Raw genomic sequence first — 21,375 nt, 5'->3', positions numbered from 1 at the left:
ATACCTAGGTAAGTGCTGCCTGACTTCCCTGCCTGAGCCTAGAGGGCCCAGCACCGGGGTTTGATCCGTTCACGGGCGTTTTTGACACCGAAATGTCAAGATTGGCGTTATGCGCATCACCGAAGCCGCCAAACGCCTGGGCACGACCCCCCGGATGCTGCGCTATCGGGAGGCCCTCGGCCTGCTCCCGCACTCCCGTTCGGGCCAGACCGCCCAGCGTCAGTACGACGACCGCGACCTCGCTGCCGTCCAGCTGGCCCTCGACCTCGAGCGCCGGTACGACGTCACGCCGGCCGCCCTGGCCTTCGCCCTCCGAGCCCTCGCGGAACCGTCGGTAGCCGCCGACCTCCGCAACCTCGGCTACCGCACCGGCCGCCTCACCACCCCACCGACCCAGTCCCAGATCGACCGGGAGCGGGCCCTCCAATGGCTGGGCCGCTCCGGCGTCCTGCCACCCAGACCGCGCTAGTGCGAGGGCGCTTCCGGTACGGCGGGGCGCTCGTCAGGGGTGTAGTTCTCGTGGAAGATGTCAGGCTCCAGGTAGATGTGGACCGACATCGGCTCGGCGGCGCGGATGGCGCGCTCGGCGGCGTTGATGGTTTCGGCGACCGCCGCGCTGTCGGCGGTCGAGTCGACGCCGAGCTTGGCGGCGACGAGGATCTCCTCGGGGCCGAGGTGCAGGGTCTTGATGTGGATCAGGCGCTGGACACCCGGGGTGCTCTCGATCGCGTCGACGATCTTCTGCTGCGCCTCGCGGGTCGCGGACTCGCCGAGCAGCAGCGACTTCATCTCGATCGCCAGGAAGATCGCGACGCAGACCAGCAGCGCGCCGATCGCCATCGACCCGAGGCCGTCGAAGACACCGTTGCCGGTGATCAGGGTCAGCACGACGCCGATCAGCGCGAGCACCAGACCGGTGAGCGCGGCGAAGTCCTCGAGCAGGATGACCGGCAGCTCGGGCGAGCGGGCCTGGCGGATGAACTTGGGCCACGAGATGTGCCCACGGATCTTGTTCGCCTCGACGATCGCCGTCCGGAACGACAGCGACTCCATCACGATCGCGGCCACCAGGACGGCGACCGGCACCCACTTCCAGTGGTCGATGCCGTGCGGGTCGTGGATCTTGTGCCAGCCCTCGTAGAGCGCGAACAACCCACCGACGCTGAACAGCACGATCGCGACGATGAACGAGTAGACGTACCGCTCGCGTCCGAACCCGAACTGGTGCAGCTCGTCGGCCTCGCGCTTGGCCCGCTTGCTACCGACCAGCAGCAGCACCTGGTTGCCGGCATCGGCGAGCGAGTGGATCGCCTCGGCCAGCATCGAGGCCGACTGGGTCAGCCCCCAGGCAGCGAACTTGGTGATCGCGATCCCCGTGTTCGCCAGCAGGGCCGCGACCACGGCCTTGTTTCCGCCACCAGCCATGGTTGTTCAGGTCCTCCTGGTAAATAAGGATCAAGGCACAGTTATTGGCACCAGCACGACGAACGCCGTGCCGGAACCACGCAGGTTACAGGGTCCCTCGGGTCCAGCCGCGAACGCGGACTGTCCGGCGGACAACGTCACACCGTCATAGGTGCCCCCGGCACCGACTTCGACCGTTCCGTCCACACAGCAGACGATTCGCGGCCCGGACCCGGTGACCGTTTGTTCACCGCCGTCGAGATCGACCCGCCGGACGGCGAAGTACTCGCACCCGGTCTCGTAGACACCGTCGGTTGCGGTGAACACCGGGTTGTCCAGGGGCTCGAAGTCGACGACCGACACGAGCTCCGGCACATCGACGTACTTGCTCGTCAATCCACCGCGCAGCACGTTGTCCGAGTTCGCCATCACCTCGAAGCCGAGCCCGTGCAGATACGCATGCACGTTGCCGGCCGGCAGGTAGACAGCCTCGAACCGCTCCAGCCGCACGCGGTTCAGGAGCAGCGCCGCCAGCACACCTGGGTCGTCGGGGAAGTCCGCACACAACTTCGCCAGCGTCTCGACCTCGAGCTTGTACGTCGAACCGTCGTACTGCGCGCAGGCCTCGCCCAGCGCGGACACCAGCGGCCGGATCGAATCCCGGTCGTTGCTCATGAAGTCCGTGAAGGCTTCCTGCAGCTTGCCGTTGCGCAGTTGCTCGGTCAGCCCATCAAGGCCCACCGGCGACAGCGCCTCCAGCAACGCAACGGTCGCCGGCAACGGCCGGAAGCCGACCAGCGCGTCGAACGGCTCGAGCGCAATCAGGATCTCCGGCTTCGGCCAGGCGTCCTTGTAGTTCCGGTCCGGGGCGTTCCGCGGAATGCCGGCAGCCTCGTCCCGCGCATACCCGTCGATCGCCTGCTCCCGCGAAGGGTGCGCCTGGATCGACAACGGCTGCCCGGCCGCCAACAGCTTGGCCAGGAACGGGAAGCGGCCCTCGAACTCCTCGGCCGTCTTCACACCCAGTACGTCGGATGCGCCGGCCGCGACCACGTCGTACAGGGTGTCGCCGGACGGGAGCACGGACGGCGCCGACTCGTGCGCGCCCATCCACATCTCCGCCTGGGGCTTGCCGTCCGACTCGACGCCGAGCAACTGTGCCAGAGCGGTCGTCGATCCCCACGCGTAGTCGCGGATGGTGTTCTGCAGCCGAACTACCACGCCGGGTCCTCCGAGGGGATACCTGGCTCGGCCGGTGCGTCATCAACCGCAGTGCCGTAGCGGCCAAGGCCAATGCCCAGGTACGCCGCGGCATACCGGCCGTGCTGGGTCAAAGCGGCGTACCGGGCGATGTCCGTCCCGTCGGCCTGCTTCACCACGTGCACGCGCACCTCGTGGCGCTCGGCCTTGAGCGCCAGCTTGTTGCGGGTCTCGATGACCGAGTCATCGGCCAGACCGTCGTCCAGAATGATCAGTGCGGGTCGCAGCTCGTCGCCCTGGTCGAACGGGTCGGCGAACAGGTCACGCGGCGGCTGGTTGAGCACCGGCAACAGGTGACCGGCATCTGCGGCCAGCGCGGGTCGGCCACTGGCCAGCCGCAGCGCCTCGACCACACGGCGCGCAGCACGCGCAGCCAGCACCGAGCCACCCCACACCAGCGGCAGAGAGTCGGCCAGAACCAGCGCGAACTCCTTGCCCGGGTTGGACGACACGTCGTTGTTCGGCGAGCAGGCAATCGCTACGTCGTCGAGCATGGCGGCGACGGACTTGCCGTCCACGACCGGCCCGAGCTCCATCTGGTGCAGCCCCTGCAGTACGGCGACCGCAGCGGCCAGCTGGTCATCGGACTGCGACGGCAGCCGGATCGTATGGCGCAGACCGGCCGATGCGATCGCAACCGGCGAGTCCTCCGGGCTGGCGACCATCAGACCGCACCCGCGACGCGCAGCCTCGGCAGCGGCCGACACCGCGTCGTTGTCCTCGGACTGTCCACCCAGCACGATCACCAGGTCGAGCGGACCGGCCCACCCCGGCAGACCCGGACCGGGCCACGCCACGAACGGCACCGGGCAGACCGGCTCCAGGACCGCACGGACCAGCCGCGCGTCCCGACCGGCAGCGACAATGGCGCGCGGCCGGAAGCCGTCGGAGTCCAGCGAGGACAGTACGTCGTCCGCCGCCTCCAGCTCGGCCCGCACGCGCGCACCAGCCATGGCCAGCCGCCGCAGCAAGTGATCGGTCGCCTGCAGTGCGGCCGGGTCATCCAGACGATTGTCGTCGAAGGCTGTCATGCCTGGTCCGCGGTCTCCTCGGTGCGGGTGTCCCGTGCCTCGTCGATCAGCAGCACCGGGATGTCGTCACGCACCGGGTAGGCCAGCGCGCAGCCCGTGTTGGTGCAGACCAGCTCGTTCGCCTCGTCGTCCACCCGGAACTCCGAGCGGCACTTCGGGCAGACCAGGATGCTCAGCAGGTCCGGGTCCAGATTGACTGCCATCAGTTCTTCCCCTTGATCAGAGCCAGCACTTCGTCACGGACGCGTTCCATCGTGGGGCGGTCCGCCGCTTCCACGTTCAGCCGCAGCAGCGGCTCCGTGTTCGAGACACGGACGTTGAACCACCACTGTGGCGCGGACACGGTCAGACCGTCCAGGTGGTCGACGCTGATGTCGGCCTGGCCGCCGTACGTGTCCTCGATCGCGGCGACTATGGCAGCCGCGTCGTCCACCTTGTTGTTCAGCTCGCCGGAGGCGACATAGCGCTCGTAGACGGCGAACAGCTCACTGGCCGGCTTGTCCTGCTCACCCAGCGCGGCCAGCACGTGCAGTGCGGCCAGCATGCCGGTGTCGGCCCGCCAGAAGTCCCGGAAGTAGTAGTGCGCCGAGTGCTCGCCGCCGAACACGGCGTCGGTCTCGGCCATCTTCTCCTTGATGTTGGAGTGCCCGACCCGCGTCCGCACCGGCACACCGCCGTGCTCGGTGACCAGCTCCGGCACCGCCTTGGAGGTGATCAGGTTGTAGAGGATCGTCGCGCCGGGATTCTTGGCCAGCTCCCGGACCGCGACCGCGCCGGTGATCGCGCTCGGCGAGACCGGGTCGCCCTTCTCGTCGATCACGAAGCAGCGGTCCGCGTCCCCGTCGAAGGCCAGCCCGAGGTCGGCCCCGATCTCGCGGACCTTCGCCTGCAGGTCGACCAGGTTCTTCGGGTCGAGCGGGTTCGCCTCGTGGTTCGGGAAGCTGCCGTCCAGCTCGAAGTACATCGGGACGATCTCGACCGGGCCGGTGGCGAAGACGGCCGGCACGGTGTGCCCGCCCATCCCGTTGCCGGCGTCGACGATCACCTTGAGCGGCCGGATCCTGGTCAGGTCGACCAGGTCGTGCAGATGATCGGCGTACGCGGTGAGCAGGTCCTTCTCGCGGATCTTGCCCGGAACGGCGGTGCTCGCCGGCCCGTCGACGAGCGCCTTCGCGACCAGGTCTGCGATGTCGCGCAGCCCGGAGTCCGCACCGACCGGCGCGGCACCGGCACGGCACATCTTGATGCCGTTGTACTGCGCCGGGTTGTGGCTCGCGGTGAACATCGCGCCGGGCAGGTTCAGCCGGCCGGAAGCGAAGTACAGCTGGTCGGTCGAGGCGAGCCCGATGTTGATCACGTCGGCCCCGGTGCCGGCCACGCCCTCGGCGAACGCAGCCGCGAGCGCCGGGCTGGACGGCCGCATGTCGTACCCGACCACGACCGCACCGGAACCCGCGAGCACATCCAGGACCTCGACGAACGCCGCCCCGGTCGCCCGGGCCACCGACTCGTCGAACTGGTCCGGGACGACCCCGCGAACGTCGTACGCCTTGAAGATCGCCGCAACGTCAACCATGCGTGGACCCTATCCGGCCCAACGTCAAAGCTGTATTTCAGCCCTCACCGAGCCATTCCGTCAGCTCCCGCACCGGGTTGTAGATCGCCACCACCTGCCGCCCGCCCTGTACGCCGTACTTGCGAGCCAGCTCCAGCGCCTCGTCCCGGGACGAGGACCGGGTGATCAGGTCGAGGTAGCACAGCTGGGTCGCCGGGTTGATCCAAGCGCCGAACTGGATGACCTCGCCGTCGAACAGGTCCTGGTGCTCCTGAACGAAGGCCAGGATCGAGCCGGCCAGGTCCTCCAGCGGGAGGATCCTGGTCAGCTCGGGGTACCGCGGGAAGTGCCAACTGTCGTGCACCGGAGTGATCGAGAGCCGGGTGATGTCGGCGGTGACGCCACCGGTGGCGCGGGTGGCCGCGGCCAGCCGGTGGGTGAAGCCGGGCAGCTGTGCCTTCAGCTGCGCTCGTACCAACCGGTCTCGCCGCGGTGATGCACCTCGGGCAGCTGGCGGGGACTCGTGGGGGCTGCCCAGCCGACTGCGTTGGCGATGACTTGCTGGACGTCGGACTGGTGGTAGGTGGGGAACTCCTGGTCGCCGGGGCGGAAGTAGAAGACCCGGCCCTGGCCGCGGCGGTAGGTGCAGCCGGAGCGGAAGACCTCGCCGCCGGAGAACGAGCTGATGAAGACCAGTTCGTCGGGCTGCGGGATGTCGAACAGCTCGCCGTACATCTCCTCGCGGTCGATGATCAACGGGTGCGGGATGCCGCGCGCGATCGGGTGGCCGGGGGCGACCGTCCAGATCAGCTCGCGGTCGTTCTCGGCGCGCCAGTCGAGCGAGCAGGTGGTGCCCATCAGCTTGACGAAGATCTTGCTGAAGTGCGCGGAGTGCAGTGCGATCAGGCCCATCCCGGACAGCACATGCTTCTGCACCCGGTCGACCACCGCGTCGTCGACCTGGTCGTGCGCGGCGTGCCCCCACCAGGTGAGTACGTCGGTCTCCGCCAGCACCTCCTCGGTCAGACCGTGCTCGTCCTGCTGCAGCCACGCCGTACGGACAACGACGTCCTGGCCGAGCTTGTCCCGCAGCGCCGACGCGATCGTCTCGTGCATCGTGTCCGGGTAGAGCTTGCGGACTGTCTCGTCGCGGCTCTCGTGGACGTTCTCGCCCCAGACCGTGACGCGGATCGGATCAGTCATGGAGTACAACCTCTCGTCCTGCCTTCGCCGAGGCGTAGCAAGCGTCGATGACCTCGGTCCGGAGGAGCGCCTCCGAGCCGTTCTGACCTTCCCAGTCGCCACTGCGGACGATCCGGACGAACTCCCGCACCACTGCGCGGTGTCCGAGCCCCGGACCGGTCGCGGGTCGCACCTCGGCCGGGATACCGGCGACGTCGGTGTAGATCCGCAGCGTGTCCTCGTTCGTGTAGTTCTGGACGTCGATCTTCGCGCCGCCCTCGGTGCCGAACAGCTCGATGCCGAAGTTGTCCCCCGGCGCCCGGTAGGTCGCCCAGCTGGTCTCCAGCTGCAGGGCGCCGCCACCTTCGAGTCGCAGGTACGCCGTCGCCAGGTCCTCGACCTCGAACTTCGAACCGAGCGTGTCGACGACCGGTCGCTCCGTACTGTGCACGCTGCCCCGGCCGCGCGGGCCGAGCTCGGCGAACGTGTTCGCCGACACCGTGGTCACCTGCGGCTCGCCCAGCAGGTGCAGCGCCATATCGAGGATGTGGACGCCCAGGTCGATCAGCGGACCGCCACCGGACAGCTCGCGGTTGGTGAACCAGCCGCCCATGCCCGGGATGCCGTTGCGGCGCATCCAGTGCGCCTTGGCGTAGTAGATGCGGCCGAGCTGGCCCTCGTCGATCTGGTGCTTGAGCGCTGCGACGTCACCGCGCTCACGGTGGTTGAAGACGACCTTGAGCACCCGACCGGCCTTCTTCGAGGCCGCGACCATCGCGGTACCCTCGGCCACCGTCCTGGACAGCGGCTTCTCCGACAGCACGTGCAGGCCCTTCTCCAGCGCGGCGAGCGCGATCGGGGCGTGCAGCTGCGTCGGCGTACCGATGCTGACCGCGTCCAGGCCTTCCGTCTGGAGCAGGTCCTCCCATTTCTCATACAGGTGCGGTACGCCGTGCTTCTCGCCCAGACTGGTCAGGATGTCCTTCTCCAGCCCGGCCAGCGCGATCACCTCGACATCCGGCAGCTCGGAGAACGCCTCCAGTGCGGTGCGTCCTGCAAACCCCAGCCCGACTACTCCGACACGCAGCTTTTGATCGTTCACAGCAACGATCCTCCCCGGCAATCCTGGTCACGCCAAGGTGCTTTCCACACTACGGAACAAGATCGAACACATTCCCACCGAGTGTCGCAGCGTAGGAAGGGGTGATTCAGTCCTCGTCGGCGTCGAACTCCGGGTCGATCTGCTCCGGCGACAGCGCCAGTACGTCGGCCAGCTCGAGCACCAGCGCGGATCGGACCAGCCAGGCCAGCCCGGCCGCGGACCGCTCGGCCCGCAGCTCGATCGGTCGCCGGAAGACCACGATCCGGTACGGCTCGTGCGACGTACCGCCGGTCGCGTGGGTGAGCGGGATCTCGGTGGCGTCGAGCTCGAGGTTCGGCACGTCCTCGATCGCGAACTCGACCCGGGCGACCACCTGCGGAAGCCGCTTCTCGAGCCGCGTCACCTCGATCGCGACCACCTCGTCGAACTGGGCAGCGGCCGAGCGCTGCAGCGGCAGACCACGCGGCGCGAAGGAGCTCGGCCGGCTGATCGGTCCGAGCATGCCGCGGCCATGGCGGTCGATGTGCCTGCGATGACGGCGAGCCTCGGTCACGCGCTCAGCCTAGTGGGGGTAACGTCTTGACGTGAGCATCGCCAGGATCTGTTCGCGCGCCGCCTGTCATCAACCGGCCGTTTCGACGCTCACCTACGTCTACGCCGACTCGACCTGTGTCATCGGTCCACTCGCGACGTACGCCGAACCGCACTGTTACGACCTCTGCGCCGACCACGCCGACCGTCTGACCGCTCCGAACGGCTGGGAAGTCATCCGGCTCGCTCCGGACCCGGCCGCGGCCGGACCGTCGACGGACGACCTGGAGGCGCTGGCCAACGCGGTCCGTGAGGCTGCGCGGCCGCTGCCCAGGCGTGAGCCGGGTGCAGACGTCCCGGGCGCGCCGGTCGAGGTGACCCGCCGCGGTCACCTGCGGATGCTGCGTGACCCCGACGGCAACTAACTAGCTGACTAGCGCAGCGCCGACCGGACGTCGGGCTGCGCGCCCAGCTGGGCCCGGAACACCAGTGAGGTGTTCAGCGGCCAGGCAGCCACCTGCGGCGTGTCGTCACTCTTGGCTGCGGGCATCAGCGTGACTCCGGCGACTACTGTCCCGCGCGTCTGCTCAACCGTCAGATACGTCGGACCGGCCGCGGCCTTCATGGGGATCTGAGTCGTCGCACCAGCGACCACGTCCACCGTGCGACTCGCCAGCGACTTGCCCGCCGCGTCCCGCAGGTCGACCTTCACACTCGACGCCTTGCCCGGCGCGGTCAACTGCAGGACAGCCGGCTGCTTATGGGCAGGCAGCACCAGGTACGCCGGTCCGGTCAGCGGCTCGCCCGCGCTCATCGACGCGAAGTCCGAACCACCCTTGTCGGTCATCCGCAACGACGCGACCACCGGCTGGTCCGACGCCAGGCTGATCCCACTCGCGTCGCCATGCAGCACAGCCTCGAGTTTGATCGAGCTGACCGCGCCCGCGGGCAGCCGAACCGTCTCGAGGCCGGCCGGCTTGAACGGACCGTTCGGCCCGTTCACCGTCAGGCTGATCGTCGCCTGCAGGTCGGTCGGGTTCGCCAGCACCAGCGTGCGCAGGCCGGTGCCGGGCGCTGCGCCCGGCACGGAAACCTTGGTCGCCGGTGCGGGCGCGGGAGCGATCCAGTCCACCCCTGCCGGAGTCTTGTTGGCCTTGCTCGCGTAGTCCCGCAGCGCCGGAGCCACCCGGCCACCGGTCGACTCCACATGCAGAGCCAGATCCTTCTGGCTGCGGGCGGCCTGCTCGAGGAACAGCTCGTACGTCGACCGGGCCGGGATCACCAGTCCGCGCGCGGACGGCACATCCAGCCGGCCTTTGTTCGAGTAGATGGTCACGTTCACCGCGGCGTTGACGCTGTCCAGGTTCGTCAGCGTGAGCACATCCCGGCGATCGGCCGCCGTCGAGGCACCGACGAACCAGAAGTCCGAACCAGGCAGCTGGCACGGCGCACTGGCCATTCCGGCGTTCACACCGGTGGTGGCGACCGTCGTGCTGGTCCCCACCGCACCGGCCGCAAGCGGACCGGTGCCACGAATCGACAGAGTCTGGGGCTTGCTGGTCGCCGTACTGGATCCGATCTTGCCGCGGACCAACAGCGAACCGACCGGATCAGCAGTGGACGCCAACGGGATGATCGACAGCGGGCTCTCGTCGCCGCTAGCGGTCGGCGTGCCTTCCGGCAGGGCCGGCGCCACGCCGTTCACCACGGCGGTCTGCTTGTCACCGGTCAGCGCCGGACAGGCCAGCGCGGTCCGGTTGACCACAGTGCGGGCCGGAGTCTGCGATGCGGCCTCCGGACCCACCTTCGGCTGCTTCGGGTGCGTGACGACCCCCAGTCCACCGACCACGGCCATCGCCAGCACACAGGCGCCGAGCCGGATGCGCGGATCCGACAGCATGCTGCTCATCGGTCCCTCCTAGCGTGGGTGCCCTGCGGTACGGCGACCGTCCGGCGGACTGTCGGCAAGCAGAAGATCAGAGCGATGATCCACGCGATCAGACCGAGGATGCGCCACAGGGTGTGCGTGACCTCGCTCAGCGGGGACTTGCCGGCACCAGCCGACCGGTCCACCAGCCAGGAGGCATCGCCTTCGTTCGCACTGGCTCGTGTGAGTCCTGGCAACGAGTCGAGCGTCGACTGCAGAGTCGCGTCTACCGGCGCCGGTAGATAGACATAGTCAACGGCCAGCGCGGCCAGCTGACGTCCTTCTTCACCGGAGCCGCCACCGCCCAGCGTCGACAGCACATCGGTGATCGGCTTGATCTGCTCCGGCTTCGGCGCAGCCTCGACCGAACCCATCCGCGGTCCGCCGTCCTTGACGAGCGAATACCGCATCGGGCTGCCGGCGACCTTCCGCACAACCAGGATCGAGTCGTTCGTCGGGGGGCCCTGTGCCGACACCAAGTAGGCCGGGAGGTCCTGAACCGGGCCACGCCACAGCGGACCGTCCGAACCGCGCACCAGCCAGAAGCCACCGGTCACGATCGTCGTCACCAGCGCAATGCCGAGCACTGCCTGGATGACAATCTCACTGGTCTTGCCGACCGAGTCCCACGCCACTGTGACCGCAACAACCCAGCCTGCGGTCATCAGGAACATCAGCGGACCACTGCCGCCACCCAATCGGCTTGCGACGAGTGTCCCGACCAGTCCGGCCAGAGTCGCGAACCAACCGAGCAGTTCGTAGCGCTGCCGCGACTCACGCAGCAGACTGACCAGAGCCACCAAGATCAGCGGTACGGCGAACCACCACGGCGTCGGACCGCCGATCGGCGTACCGGTCAGCAGATGCGGCAGGCTGTCGCCCGGCCCGATCGCAGTGGTCGGCTGACCACCCGCCTCCTGCCCAAGCAGCGACGGATGCAGCACCAGCTGGATCGTCCACGGCAGAACAAGAACGAGACCGAGCACGACCGAGAAGACCATCTGACGGCCCTGTCGACGCCAGCCCAGGCCCAGAACACCACCGACCACCAGAGTGACCGCGACCAGTAGGCCGAGCGCCGGAGTGAACGCGAACAGGATCGCCTGGCAGATACCGGCGAACCAAGCGGCCCGCCAACTGCCCTGGATGATGACACGACGTCGCCGCGCCACGGTGTGGACAGCAGCACCGAGCAGGGGCAGCACGATCGCTGCCACCACGGTCCCGAGCCGGCCCTGCGTGATCGCGCCGTTCGTGAAGACTGCGAGCCCGTACGCCGATGCGCCCCAGGCGCGGGCACCACGGTTGACGATGAATGCCCGCAGCAACGCCCACGCGGCCAGCGCCGACAGTGGGATCGCACCGAGCAGCAGAACGTTCACTGCGCCCGATGGCCCGAACATGACGGTGGAGAAGGCCCAGAACTGTGCCAGCCAAGCAGGCGGCGTCACACCCTCTGGTGCGGACGCTGCGGCATGCCAGAGTGCAGCAAGGTTCTCGTGCGCGGGCAGCAGCAGGTTGGAGCGCAGCACACCGCTGCCGATCAGACTGCGACCCGCGATGAACGTCCCGAGTGCCAGCACGACCCAAGCGACCAGGAACGGACGCCGCATCAACTGCCGGCGCCAGCGAGGCTGGTCGACAGCTACGCGAGCCGTGGACTTCGCACGGCGCGCAGTGGTGACGACCTGCTCTTCCGGCTCGTCCGCCCAGGCTTCACGGATCCGCTCGGAGATGGTGCTGGTGGTCTCCTCCAGGTTGTGCCGCAAAGCGTGCACCGACCGGGAGAACAAACCCTTGATCTCGTCGTACGGGACGCGGTCCAGATTGCGGCGGTCCTTGCGGGCCTGCGTCCAGCCACCGGCCAGCAGCGTGCCGAGCAGTGCTGTCCACTCGTCGACCGCACCGGATGGCGTCTTGCCGATCAGGAACCAGGCCGAGCGCATGATCGTGCCGAGCAGGAACCTGAGGATCAGCAGCGGCAACAGCTTGCCAGGAGCATTCGCCAGGACGGTGTAGTACGCGTGGGCGCGGTCCAGTTGATAGGCGTGCCGACGGGTGCCCGCCAGCGCGCGCTCACCGGTCGCGGCGGCCTGCGCGTGGTAGACGACCGCATCCGGCGCCACGGCGACCTGGAAGCCGGCCCGGCTCGCGCGCCAGCCGAAGTCGATGTCGTCGCGGAACATCGGCAGCCGCGGGTCGAAACCCTTCAGCGACTCCCAGACATCGCGACGGACGAGCATGCCGGCCGAGCTCACCGCCAGCACGTTGCGCGGCTGGTCGTGCTGGCCCTGGTCGAGCTCGCCGTTCTCGATACCGGTGTCGCGGCGTCCGCCGAGCGACGTGGTGACGCCGACCTCGAGCAGGTCCCGGTCCCGCGGCCAGAGCCGGAGCTTCGGGCCCCAGATACCGACCTCCGGGGCGATGGTGGCCTGGAGCAACAACTTCTCCAGCGCCTTCGGGGCGGGTGCGCAGTCGTCGTGGAGCAGCCAGAGCCACTCGACCACCGGCATGTGCGCGTCGTCGCCGTACGGCCCGTACGGCGACGGGATCGGCGCGAACCCGACCGTCTCGACGCCACGGGCGACCGCCGTACCGAATCCGGTGCGGGCGGAGACGCTGACCACGGGCTCGACGCCGGGCATCGACGCGAGCAGCTCGGCGGTCTCGTCGGTGGAGCCGGTGTCGACCGCGATCAGGCGGTCGGGGCGTGGGTTCAGTGCCCACAGCGCCTCGGACAGTCGCGGCAGCCAGGCGGCACCTTCGTGCCCGACCACCACCGCGGTCACGACATGGCGGACCCGCGGGCGACCCATCGGGTCGTCGATGTGATCGGTGGGGAAGTCGACAGAGTCGAAGAACTCCCAGCCGGCCGGAGCTTCTTGTTCCATGCGGAGCTGTGACACCTCAGTGGTTACGGACGGTCTGGGTCACCATACAGCCGCTGGGGTAGCGGCCTGAAAAGCCAACTCCAAAGCCGTCGAACACTCGCCGGAACGCCGCGGGCCCCGGTGACAGGTGGTCCCCCGGGGCCTCGCGGAAAGTTCGTGTGAGGTTGTGTAGTTGCGGGCTTCAGCCGCTCAGACGGCCTTCTTCTTCAGCTTGCGGCGCTCCCGCTCCGACAGACCGCCCCAAATTCCGAAGCGCTCGTCGTTGTGGAGTGCGTACTCCAGGCACTCACCGCGGACGTCACACCCGAGGCAGACCTTCTTCGCCTCGCGGGTGGAACCGCCCTTCTCCGGGAAGAAAGCCTCTGGATCGGTCTGGGCACACAGTGCCCGTTCCTGCCAGTTCGGCTCCTCCTCGATCGCCTCACCGTCGACAATCGCCAGTAGCTCTGTCACGGTACGACCTCCTCGACCCTGTTCGTTCCCCTGTACATGTGAGTTTGCGGTTCACATGCCTGACCTCGACCGTCCTGCACTCAGCGACGGTCCCCGATACCGAGTGTCAACGAACGACACGGTTGAAATTACATTCCTGCAATGCACGAAAGTCAAGCCGTGGTCTGCTATTGGCATCATCCGCAACATGGCTGCAAAACAACGAGAGGCCTGTGTACACAGGCCTCTCGTGTTCATGTGCTACGTGCTGAAACTCGATGAAGTTGTTTTGTCAACAGAGTCTGGTAAGGGCTTGCACCCTGGGACTGCACGAAATAACGCAGCCAGCACAGCGATCCTGAAAGATCAGGACGGCTGCGACCACCAGCCCTGCTGGCCCTGCTGCTGACCCTGGTCGTCCTTGTCGGTCTCCGAAACTCGCGGCTCGACGCGGGTTTCGTCGGCTACCGGCTCGGCGGCCGGCGGCTGCTCGGCAGCTGCCGGCTCAGCGGCCGGAGCGTCCTCAGCGGGCCAGGACTGCTCACCGGACTGCCAGGTCGGCTGGCCCTCCGGCTGCGCCTGCTGCTGCTCGGCCTGACCGGACGGCCACTCCTGCTGCGGGTAGTCCTGACCGGACCACTGCTGCTGGCTGCCATCGTTCCACTGGGAAGCCTGGGGCTGCTGCTCCCACTGGTTGCCCTGAGCTTCCTGGCCACTCCACTGCTGCTGCTGGCCTTCCGAGCTCCACTGCTGGGTCGGCTCGGTGCCCGGCTGCGCACCGGCGGACCAGGCCTGCTCGGCCGGCTGCTGCGGGGTCTCGGCGTCGCCGGCAGACCAGGTCGGCTGCTGCTGCTCGCCCTGGTTCCAGCTCTGCTCCTGCGGCCACTGCTGCTCGCCCTGAGCAGCCCCGTAACCGGCTACAGCACCGCCCGCGGCACCAGCGGCCGCACCTGCACCGGCTGCTGCGCCATAACCGCCGTACTGGCCGCCCTGCTGCTGGCCCTGCTCGAACTGGCCCTGCTGCGGGTACTGACCGGGCTGACCGTACTGGCCGCCCTGCTGCCCGAACTGCTGCGGCTGCTGCTGCCCGTACTGGTTCCCGTACTGACCCTGCGGGGCGAACTGGCCCGGCTTCGGCGCACGCACCGTCGCGGGCAGACCCTGGAAGGTGGTGAAGATGTAGTACCCGACGACGCCGTACAGGGCGAGGCTCCCGAGCGACCACAGGAAGTTGACGACTGTCAGGCCGCCGGAGACGTCGGCCCCGAAGACGGCGAAGGCCGCGATCAGTCCGATCAGCACGGCCACCCCGGTGATCGCGAGAGCGGCGGTGGTGACGAGCCGGGCGTTCGTCGTACGCTCACCCGCTTCGTTGACCAGCCATACCGATCCGGCCAGGCTGAGCAGTAGCACCAGGCCGCTGACTTCGGTCGGCGCGAGACGACCTTGCGCGCGCAGGGCGTTGGTCGTGAAGGTGCTGTCGCCGACGAACAGCAGGATCAGGACCGCCAGCACGGACAGGGCGGCAAAGGCGAGCAGGATGTACGCGACCGGCTCTCTGAGCTTCTTGGTTGCGTCGGTGACCACGAGGGCTCCTCGGGATGTTGGGGGCCGTACAACTGAGCTGTGCGGATGTTCGGACCCACCGCAGCATAGTCGTGCGGTGGCTCGGCGCATTGACGACTCGTGCAGACTCTTCCCATGCGATTGACAGTGCTGGCCGGCGGCGTCGGTGGATCCACCTTCATCCGCGGGCTGTTGAAGGCCCGCCCGGACGCCGAGATCACCGTGGTGGGGAACACCGCCGACGACATCACTCTGTTCGGGCTGCGCGTCTGCCCGGACCTGGACACCGTGATGTACACGCTCGGCGACGGCATCTCGAAGGAACGTGGTTGGGGTCGTGAGGACGAGACCTGGGTGATCAAGGAGGAGCTCGCCGAGTACGGCGTGGAGCCCACCTGGTTCGGGCTGGGCGACCGGGACGTGGCCACCCACCTGGTCCGGACCCAGATGCTGGACGCCGGCTACGGCCTGTCCGCGGTCACCGAAGCACTCTGCCAGCGGTGGAAGCTGCCGGTCCGGCTGCTGCCGATGAGCGACGACCGGGTCGAGACGCACGTGGTGGTCGACGACCCGGACCAGCCGGGCAAGCGCAAGGCCATCCACTTCCAGGAGTACTGGGTGCGCTGGCACGCCGAGATCACCGCGCACCAGATCGTTGCCGTCGGACAGGACAAGGCCAAGCCCGCCCCCGGCGTGCTGGAGGCGATCGCGGACTGCGACGTGCTGCTGATCCCGCCGTCGAACCCGGTCGTCTCGGTCGGCACCATCCTCGGCGTACCGGGGATCCGGGAGGCCGTCCGGGAGACCGCCGCCCCGGTGATCGGGCTGTCGCCGATCATCGGCACCGGTCCGGTCCGTGGGATGGCCGACAAGGTGCTGGCCGCGGTCGGCGTCGCCTCGACCGCCTCCGCCGTCGCCCGGTTCTACGGCTCGCGGACGACGGGCGGCGTACTGGACGGCTGGCTGATCGACACCTCGGACTCCATCCAGGCGGATTCGATCGCCGGAGCCGGAATTCACGTGCAGGCGGTGCCGTTGTGGATGACGGACGAGTCCACCACCGCCGCGATGGCTGATGCGGCACTGCACCTCGCGGAGGCCGTACGGCGATGAGGAAACACCTGGAAGTCTTCCCGGTGACCGGACTACCCGAGGTGGCGGCCGGAGACGATCTGCCCGCCCTGATCGGTGAGGCGGCGGACCTGCGCGACGGGGACGTCGTCTCGGTCACCTCGAAGATCGTCAGCAAGGCAGAGGGCCGCGTGACATTCGGCACGCGGCAGGAGGCAATCGACTCCGAGCTGGTGCGGGTCGTGGCGCAGCGCGGCGAGACTCGGATCGTTCAGACCCGGCACGGCCTGGTGATGGCCGCTGCGGGCACGGACACCTCCAACACAGCACCTGGCACCGTTCTGCTGCTACCTGTGGACCCAGACGCGTCTGCGCAGGGACTGCGGGACGCTCTGAAGGCCCGGTACGACGTGAACGTCGGAGTGGTCGTCACTGACACGCTCGGGCGGCCATGGCGCAACGGACAGACCGATCTGGCGATCGGGGCGGCCGGAGTGCGCGTCGTGGAGGACCTGCGCGGTACGACGGACAGCCACGGCAATGTGCTCGCAGTGACCGAGCCGGCGCTGGCCGACGAGATCGCGAGCGCCAGTGAGCTCGTGAAGGGCAAGGCGGACGGCGTGCCGGTCGCGGTCCTGCGCGGGCTCGCGGACGTCGTGCTGCCGGTCGGAGAGCACGGTCCGGGCGCTCGGGCACTGGTGCGGGACGCTGAGCTGGACATGTTCAGTCTGGGGACCCGCGAGGCCGCGCGTGCCGCCGTACTGGAGCGTGTGGCGCCTGCTGAGCCGCGTGAGGTGGATCCGGCGCTGTGGGACGGGCTGCTGGACTCGTTTGAGGGCATCCACCTGCAGGTGCTCGACAGCACGATCACGGTCTTCGGTGACGAGCCCGTGACGGTCGGTGTGATCGCCGAGCGGCTGGCGGTGCTGTTGCACGCAGAGGGATACGGAGTGAGCGTGCGATCGGGGCCGGGGAGTGAGGCGACGGTCACGTTCGGCTCACGGTCCAGGTAGTTTTCTAGGCAACTTCTTAGGTGCTTCTCGTACACTGCATCCGCACGGCGGCGCCGATGGCCGCCCGGATCCGGGAAGACCAACACTGTGGGTAAAGCGTCGTCGCAGAAGCAGTCACGCCGCGAGATGATCGAAAAGATGCAGCGCGACCAGGCCAAGTCCGACCGGAACCGGACTGTGCTGATCGTGGTCGCCTCGATCGTCGTCGGTCTGGCCATCATCGCCTACCCGGCGATCAAGCTGATCCAGGACTCGCGGACCAAGGACCAGGCCGTGACCGAGTTCGGCGTCGCCGCCGGCGCGGCATCGTGTGACACGCCGACCGATGACAAGGCCGGCGGCACCCAGGACCACAAGCCGGACGGCACGGTCATCATGTATGACCAGTCGCCGCCCTCCTCGGGCCCGCACTACGCGACCTGGGCGCCGTTCGGGAAGAAGTTCTACACCGTCGCCGACCGCCCGCCGGTCTCGAACCTGGTGCACAACCTGGAGCACGGCTACACGCTGCTCTGGTATCGGGACACCCTCCCGAAGGAGCAGATCGACCAGATCGAGCAGATCTCCAAGGGCAAGCTGCCGGACAGCTCCCTCGGCAAGTTCATCGCGGCCCCGTTCAAGGCCGACGAGGGCAAGCCCTGGCCGGACGGCAAGAACCTCGTCTTCGCGCACTGGTCCGGTAACAAGGAGGGCACGACCGAGGCCCTCGCCCACCGCCAGTTCTGCGGCTCCGTCAGCGGCGAGGCCCTGAAGAACTTCATGACGAAGTACCCAGCCCAGGACGCCCAAGAGCCCAACGGCGGCTGAGCTCCCGCGCTTCCGACAGCCGGGCCTGGTGCACTCGCACCGGCCCGGCTGTTGTTTTACCCCTGTCTGATCTGGGGCTCGCCGCCGCCTTCGCGGACGTCGTCGATGATCCGGTTGACCCTGGTCTTGTCCTCGCGGATGCGCAGACCCCACAGGGTCCGGAGCGGATGCGCCTCGGCGTACTCGTCGAGTTGCTTCTCCATCTTGCGGATCAGGTCGTCCAGCGCCGCGTCCCGCCAGCGGAACGGGACGATCGACTGCTGCTCGTTCCTGATGATGCAGCTGACCAGGTCTTCGTCCAGCGCCAGGTTCTTGGCCATCTTGGCCCGCTGCTCCCGCGCCTCACGCTGCGCGAGCTGCTCGATGGCGCCGGCAGCCGCGACCTGATGCCCGCCGAGCTCGGTCAGGTAGATGGTCTCGGCGTTGACCACCTGTTGGGCCCGGTTGAACGCCCTGTTCCACAGCTGCTCCCGGCGTTCCTCGTCCGCGAAGTCCAGACCGACCAGCGCCGCACCGCCGACCAGCATCGCGAAGATGCCGGCCTCGGCCCCGGCCCAGGCGAGTGCCTCGCCCCGCGTCGCGGTGCCGTACTGCTTGACCAGGCTCTTGACCCCTTCGACCGCATCCAGCGACATCTCCAGCACGAGATCGGCGGAGCCCTTGACGTAGAGGTCCTCACCGGCGAACTCGAACGGGAGCCGACCGGTGAGCTTCACGAACGCCAGCGAGACCTTCTTGCCCTTCTCCATGTCGTGCGTGATCTTGATCGGCGCGAACTCGGCGCGCACGCTCGTCCCCGCGACCCCGGTCGGACCGCTGATCTCGAGCGACGGCGTGACGCCGCTGGGCGACCCTTCGAGACTTCCCTTCAGCTTCACGTCGCTCGCGAACTTCCGCTCGAGCTCGGCCTTCGCCAGGCTCATGCCGGCGCCCTTGGGGCTGCTCGACGTGGCCGGGCCGCTGACCGTCACGCCGGTGTCGCCCTCGCCTCCGCGCGCCCCGAACTCGCCCTTGAACGCCACGCTGCCCTTGACGTCGAGCCCCGGCGGAACCTTTGTCTCGAGGAACGGGAAGGTGTGGGTCATATCGATCACCCGGAATTTCCCGGCAAGGCCTGCGAAGTACGACGACATCGCGTCGTTCCCGGCCGTCTGCTGCCCGTGCAGGGCCGCCGCCTGGTGTGGTGGCAGGTCAGGAGCCGCCGTGGGCGCCTCAGTCGCAGGCTCGCGCATGCTCTGCAACTGCTCACTGCGCTGTGGCGGCTGCCTCGAGACCTGCTCGCGTTCGTCCACACCACGAGTCTCGGCCGCCCAGGACCGCCCGAACACCGTCGTCAGCGCGGCCTTCCGGTCCCTCTCCGCTGCCCTGTCGGGAAGCCCCTATCGGGCCGGAGACTCCGCCGGGGGTAGCCGGAGGTGCGCGAGATCCGGCGGCACCGGGGAATCCGAGGGCAGGAAGAACGCATCCGACTCCCCGTCGATCCCGGTCGCGGGCGCGTCGGTCAGCCGGAACCGGTCGCGCAGCCGCCCGTAGAAGTCAGTCGGCCGCAACCGCACCAGCCGCAACGGCCTCGCGGATCCGTACACCCCGATCCAGTCACCCGGATCCAGTACGCCGCGCAACTGCCCGTCGATGCTCACGGCGGCCTGCCCCGAATGCGGCAGCACCCGCAACGCGATCGGCTCGTCCGGCGCGGCGATCACACTCCGGTTGAACGTCATGTGCGGCGCCACCGGCGTGAACACGATCGCGTTCGTGTTCGGCGACAGAATCGGCCCACCAGCCGCGAAGCTGTACGCCGTCGACCCGGTCGGCGTCGCCACGATCACCGCGTCCGCCGAGTACGACGCCAGCAACCGCCCCGCCACGTACACCCCGAGCGCCACCTGGTGATCGCGCGCGAGCTTCTCCAGTACGACGTCGTTCAGCGCCGTCACGTCCAGCGCGAGCCCCCAGCCGTTCCCTTCCGTACTCTCCGGCCGAACCGCCGGCGGCGGCAACGTCGGCCCGTGCCCGTACCGCAGCAGCGACTCGATCCCCTCCGGAATCTCCAGCGCCCGCGACGCCCGCATCGTCAGCGTCATCCGCTCCTCGATCGTCGCGCCGCCATGGTGCACCGCCTCGAGCGCCGCCTCCACGTCCTTGCACGCGACCTCGGTCAGGAACCCGACCTTCCCCAGATCCACCCCGAGCACCGCCGCATTGTTCTTCGCCGCGATCCGCGCACCCCGCAGAAACGTCCCGTCCCCACCCAGCGTCACGACCAGATCCGGCTCCCCCGCATGATGCAGCTCGGCCATCCCACCCCGCCGACCCTCATGGTCCTTCCACACGTCGATATCGGTACACCCGATCCCGTGCTTGTCGGCCCACGCCCGCACCGTCCCCGCCGTACGGACAGCCATCTCCCGCCCCTGGTGAACCACAAGCCCGATCCGCTCAACCACGCCGCATCCTCCTAGCCACCGATCCCCCCACCGTATCCGCCCCTCCCCCCACCCACGCGAACAACAGCCGACTATGCGGACCGTGCTCCCGGACATCGACTTCCGCCAGTACCCTCCCCACCCTCAACGCCCAAGCACACACCCACACAGCGACCTGACTGGCAACAGCACAGTGCCTTCACTCGCGAACACCATCGGCACAGCCACTGATCCTCGCGGCAACCACCACGACGCCTCACGCACCAAACCTCCCAACCGTCGCCAGCAACCGCAGCCCGTCAGCCCCAAGCAACGGGGAACCGCGGTCACCAACCGCACCATCCCGCCCAGCCGGGGACCGCCCCAGCCACCCATCTTTCAGTTCATCGGCCGCAACGACGACCAGCCGCCGACGCCGTCGCCCGTGCCCACCCAAACCGCAGGTCGCGCCCCACATCGCGCCTTTGCGGGGCTGGAGTGCCCCGATTCGCGCCGCACCGGACAGGCCGGACACGCACCCGGTGGCTGGCCGCCGCCGCGGCCGATTTGCTGAAGTGCTAGGTGGGCGTGGTCTGTGGTTGAGGGGGATGGCGAGGTCGGTGACCACAGTTTCGGCTGCTTGAGCTTCCGGGCTTCGGTTGCGGTCCCGGAAAACGAGGGGATCTCCCCGCAAGTTGCTGGTTCTCCCCTCAAATTTTGAGCAGAGAAGGGCCAACTTGAACGGATATCCCACCAAATTTCCGCAGGCCAGGCAGCCGAGGCAGACGACCCCAACCGCCGTGCTCAACCACGGCGGCGAGTCAGCTGACAGGCCTCCTCATCGTCGGGAGCAACCACCGCGACGGGCCAGCTACCAAGCCTCCTCACCGTCGGGAACAACCACCGCAACGGGCCAGCTACCAAGCCTCCTCACCGTCGGGAACAACCACCGCAACGGGCCAGCTACCAAGCCTCCTCACCGTCGGGAACAACCACCGCAACGGGCCAGCTACCAAGCCTCCTCACCGTCGGGAACAACCACCGCAACGGGCCAGCTACCAAGCCTCCTCACCGTCGGGAACAACCACCGCAACGGGCCAGCTACCAAGCCTCCTCACCGTCGGGAACAACCACCGCAACGGGCCAGCTACCAAGCCTCCTGATCGTCGGGAGCAACCACAACCCGTCAGCCCCAAGC

General features: G+C 68.3%; 20 protein-coding genes. 5 read left to right on the top strand and 15 right to left on the bottom strand.

Features of this window, described 5'->3' with window-relative positions; genetic code table 11:
• Positions 1-109: 109 nt before the first annotated feature.
• Entirely contained in the window at positions 110-469 is a 360-nt protein-coding gene (locus OG474_RS25945; protein WP_355461807.1) for a MerR family transcriptional regulator, read from the top strand.
• Here the strand turns inward: OG474_RS25945 and OG474_RS25940 are convergent.
• The 9 genes from OG474_RS25940 to OG474_RS25900 all read right to left on the bottom strand — a co-directional run bounded on the left by OG474_RS25940 (position 466) and on the right by OG474_RS25900 (position 8,087).
• The gene (locus OG474_RS25940; RefSeq protein ID WP_405056168.1) at positions 466-1,425 is read right to left on the bottom strand and encodes a cation diffusion facilitator family transporter; all 960 of its coding nucleotides are present in this window, start codon (positions 1,423-1,425) and stop codon (positions 466-468) included. The genes OG474_RS25945 and OG474_RS25940 overlap by 4 nt on opposite strands.
• 30 nt (positions 1,426-1,455) lie before the next feature.
• Complete coding sequence (manA, locus tag OG474_RS25935) at positions 1,456-2,625, bottom strand: mannose-6-phosphate isomerase, class I (RefSeq protein WP_405056167.1); 1,170 nt, start codon at positions 2,623-2,625, stop codon at positions 1,456-1,458.
• Positions 2,619-3,695 carry an SIS domain-containing protein gene (locus OG474_RS25930; RefSeq protein ID WP_405056166.1) on the bottom strand — a complete coding sequence of 359 codons (1,077 nt, stop codon included), beginning with the start codon at positions 3,693-3,695 and terminating at the stop codon, positions 2,619-2,621. Before OG474_RS25930 ends, manA begins: the two co-directional genes overlap by 7 nt.
• Positions 3,692-3,898: a Trm112 family protein gene (locus OG474_RS25925; protein ID WP_132174184.1), complete on the bottom strand. Its 207-nt coding sequence runs from the start codon at positions 3,896-3,898 to the stop codon at positions 3,692-3,694. The genes OG474_RS25930 and OG474_RS25925 overlap by 4 nt, the downstream gene beginning before the upstream one ends.
• A complete protein-coding gene (locus OG474_RS25920) occupies positions 3,898-5,271 on the bottom strand; it encodes a phosphomannomutase/phosphoglucomutase (RefSeq protein ID WP_405056165.1) in 1,374 nt (457 codons plus the stop codon). Before OG474_RS25920 ends, OG474_RS25925 begins: the two co-directional genes overlap by 1 nt.
• A gap of 37 nt (positions 5,272-5,308) precedes the next feature.
• Complete coding sequence (locus tag OG474_RS25915) at positions 5,309-5,728, bottom strand: hypothetical protein (RefSeq protein WP_405056164.1); 420 nt, start codon at positions 5,726-5,728, stop codon at positions 5,309-5,311.
• On the bottom strand, positions 5,710-6,453 hold the full coding sequence (locus OG474_RS25910) for a ThuA domain-containing protein (RefSeq protein ID WP_405056163.1): 744 nt from the start codon (positions 6,451-6,453) through the stop codon (positions 5,710-5,712). The genes OG474_RS25915 and OG474_RS25910 overlap by 19 nt, the downstream gene beginning before the upstream one ends.
• Positions 6,446-7,534, bottom strand: coding sequence for a Gfo/Idh/MocA family protein (locus OG474_RS25905; protein ID WP_405056162.1), 1,089 nt, complete (start codon positions 7,532-7,534; stop codon positions 6,446-6,448). The genes OG474_RS25910 and OG474_RS25905 overlap by 8 nt, the downstream gene beginning before the upstream one ends.
• A gap of 106 nt (positions 7,535-7,640) precedes the next feature.
• A complete protein-coding gene (locus OG474_RS25900) occupies positions 7,641-8,087 on the bottom strand; it encodes a metallopeptidase family protein (protein WP_405056161.1) in 447 nt (148 codons plus the stop codon).
• Positions 8,088-8,118: 31 nt separating this feature from the next.
• On the opposite strand from OG474_RS25900, the gene OG474_RS25895 reads away from it, so the two are divergent.
• Complete coding sequence (locus OG474_RS25895) at positions 8,119-8,490, top strand: DUF3499 domain-containing protein (RefSeq protein WP_405056160.1); 372 nt, start codon at positions 8,119-8,121, stop codon at positions 8,488-8,490.
• Between the two features lie 8 nt (positions 8,491-8,498).
• On the opposite strand, the gene OG474_RS25890 is transcribed toward OG474_RS25895, so the two are convergent.
• The 4 genes from OG474_RS25890 to OG474_RS25875 form a co-directional block, all read right to left on the bottom strand.
• Positions 8,499-9,974 carry a DUF5719 family protein gene (locus OG474_RS25890; RefSeq protein ID WP_405056159.1) on the bottom strand — a complete coding sequence of 492 codons (1,476 nt, stop codon included), beginning with the start codon at positions 9,972-9,974 and terminating at the stop codon, positions 8,499-8,501.
• On the bottom strand, positions 9,971-12,883 hold the full coding sequence (locus OG474_RS25885) for a glycosyltransferase (protein WP_405056158.1): 2,913 nt from the start codon (positions 12,881-12,883) through the stop codon (positions 9,971-9,973). Before OG474_RS25885 ends, OG474_RS25890 begins: the two co-directional genes overlap by 4 nt.
• 189 nt (positions 12,884-13,072) lie before the next feature.
• A complete protein-coding gene (locus tag OG474_RS25880) occupies positions 13,073-13,324 on the bottom strand; it encodes a WhiB family transcriptional regulator (RefSeq protein WP_203589828.1) in 252 nt (83 codons plus the stop codon).
• 357 nt (positions 13,325-13,681) lie between these two features.
• Positions 13,682-14,902 carry a hypothetical protein gene (locus OG474_RS25875; protein ID WP_405056157.1) on the bottom strand — a complete coding sequence of 407 codons (1,221 nt, stop codon included), beginning with the start codon at positions 14,900-14,902 and terminating at the stop codon, positions 13,682-13,684.
• Positions 14,903-15,016: 114 nt separating this feature from the next.
• On the opposite strand from OG474_RS25875, the gene cofD reads away from it, so the two are divergent.
• From cofD to OG474_RS25860, 3 genes are all read left to right on the top strand, one after another.
• A complete protein-coding gene (gene cofD / locus OG474_RS25870; protein WP_405056156.1) occupies positions 15,017-15,994 on the top strand; it encodes a 2-phospho-L-lactate transferase in 978 nt (325 codons plus the stop codon).
• A complete protein-coding gene (locus OG474_RS25865; protein WP_405056155.1) occupies positions 15,991-16,965 on the top strand; it encodes a coenzyme F420-0:L-glutamate ligase in 975 nt (324 codons plus the stop codon). The genes cofD and OG474_RS25865 overlap by 4 nt, the downstream gene beginning before the upstream one ends.
• Positions 16,966-17,091: 126 nt before the next feature.
• On the top strand, positions 17,092-17,772 hold the full coding sequence (locus OG474_RS25860) for a DUF3105 domain-containing protein (protein ID WP_405056154.1): 681 nt from the start codon (positions 17,092-17,094) through the stop codon (positions 17,770-17,772).
• Between the two features lie 56 nt (positions 17,773-17,828).
• Here the strand turns inward: OG474_RS25860 and OG474_RS25855 are convergent, their stop codons facing one another.
• Together OG474_RS25855 and OG474_RS25850 are read right to left on the bottom strand one after the other, a co-directional pair.
• Complete coding sequence (locus OG474_RS25855) at positions 17,829-19,064, bottom strand: hypothetical protein (protein WP_405056153.1); 1,236 nt, start codon at positions 19,062-19,064, stop codon at positions 17,829-17,831.
• Positions 19,065-19,151: 87 nt separating this feature from the next.
• Positions 19,152-20,219, bottom strand: coding sequence for an NAD(+)/NADH kinase (locus OG474_RS25850; protein WP_405056152.1), 1,068 nt, complete (start codon positions 20,217-20,219; stop codon positions 19,152-19,154).
• Positions 20,220-21,375: the final 1,156 nt, after the last annotated feature.

Origin of the sequence: Kribbella sp. NBC_01505, assembly GCF_045040285.1 — a bacterium.
GTDB lineage: Bacteria > Actinomycetota > Actinomycetes > Propionibacteriales > Kribbellaceae > Kribbella.
The sequence above is the reverse complement of the archived record's forward strand: the minus strand, read 5'-3'. Positions and strand labels throughout refer to the sequence as shown.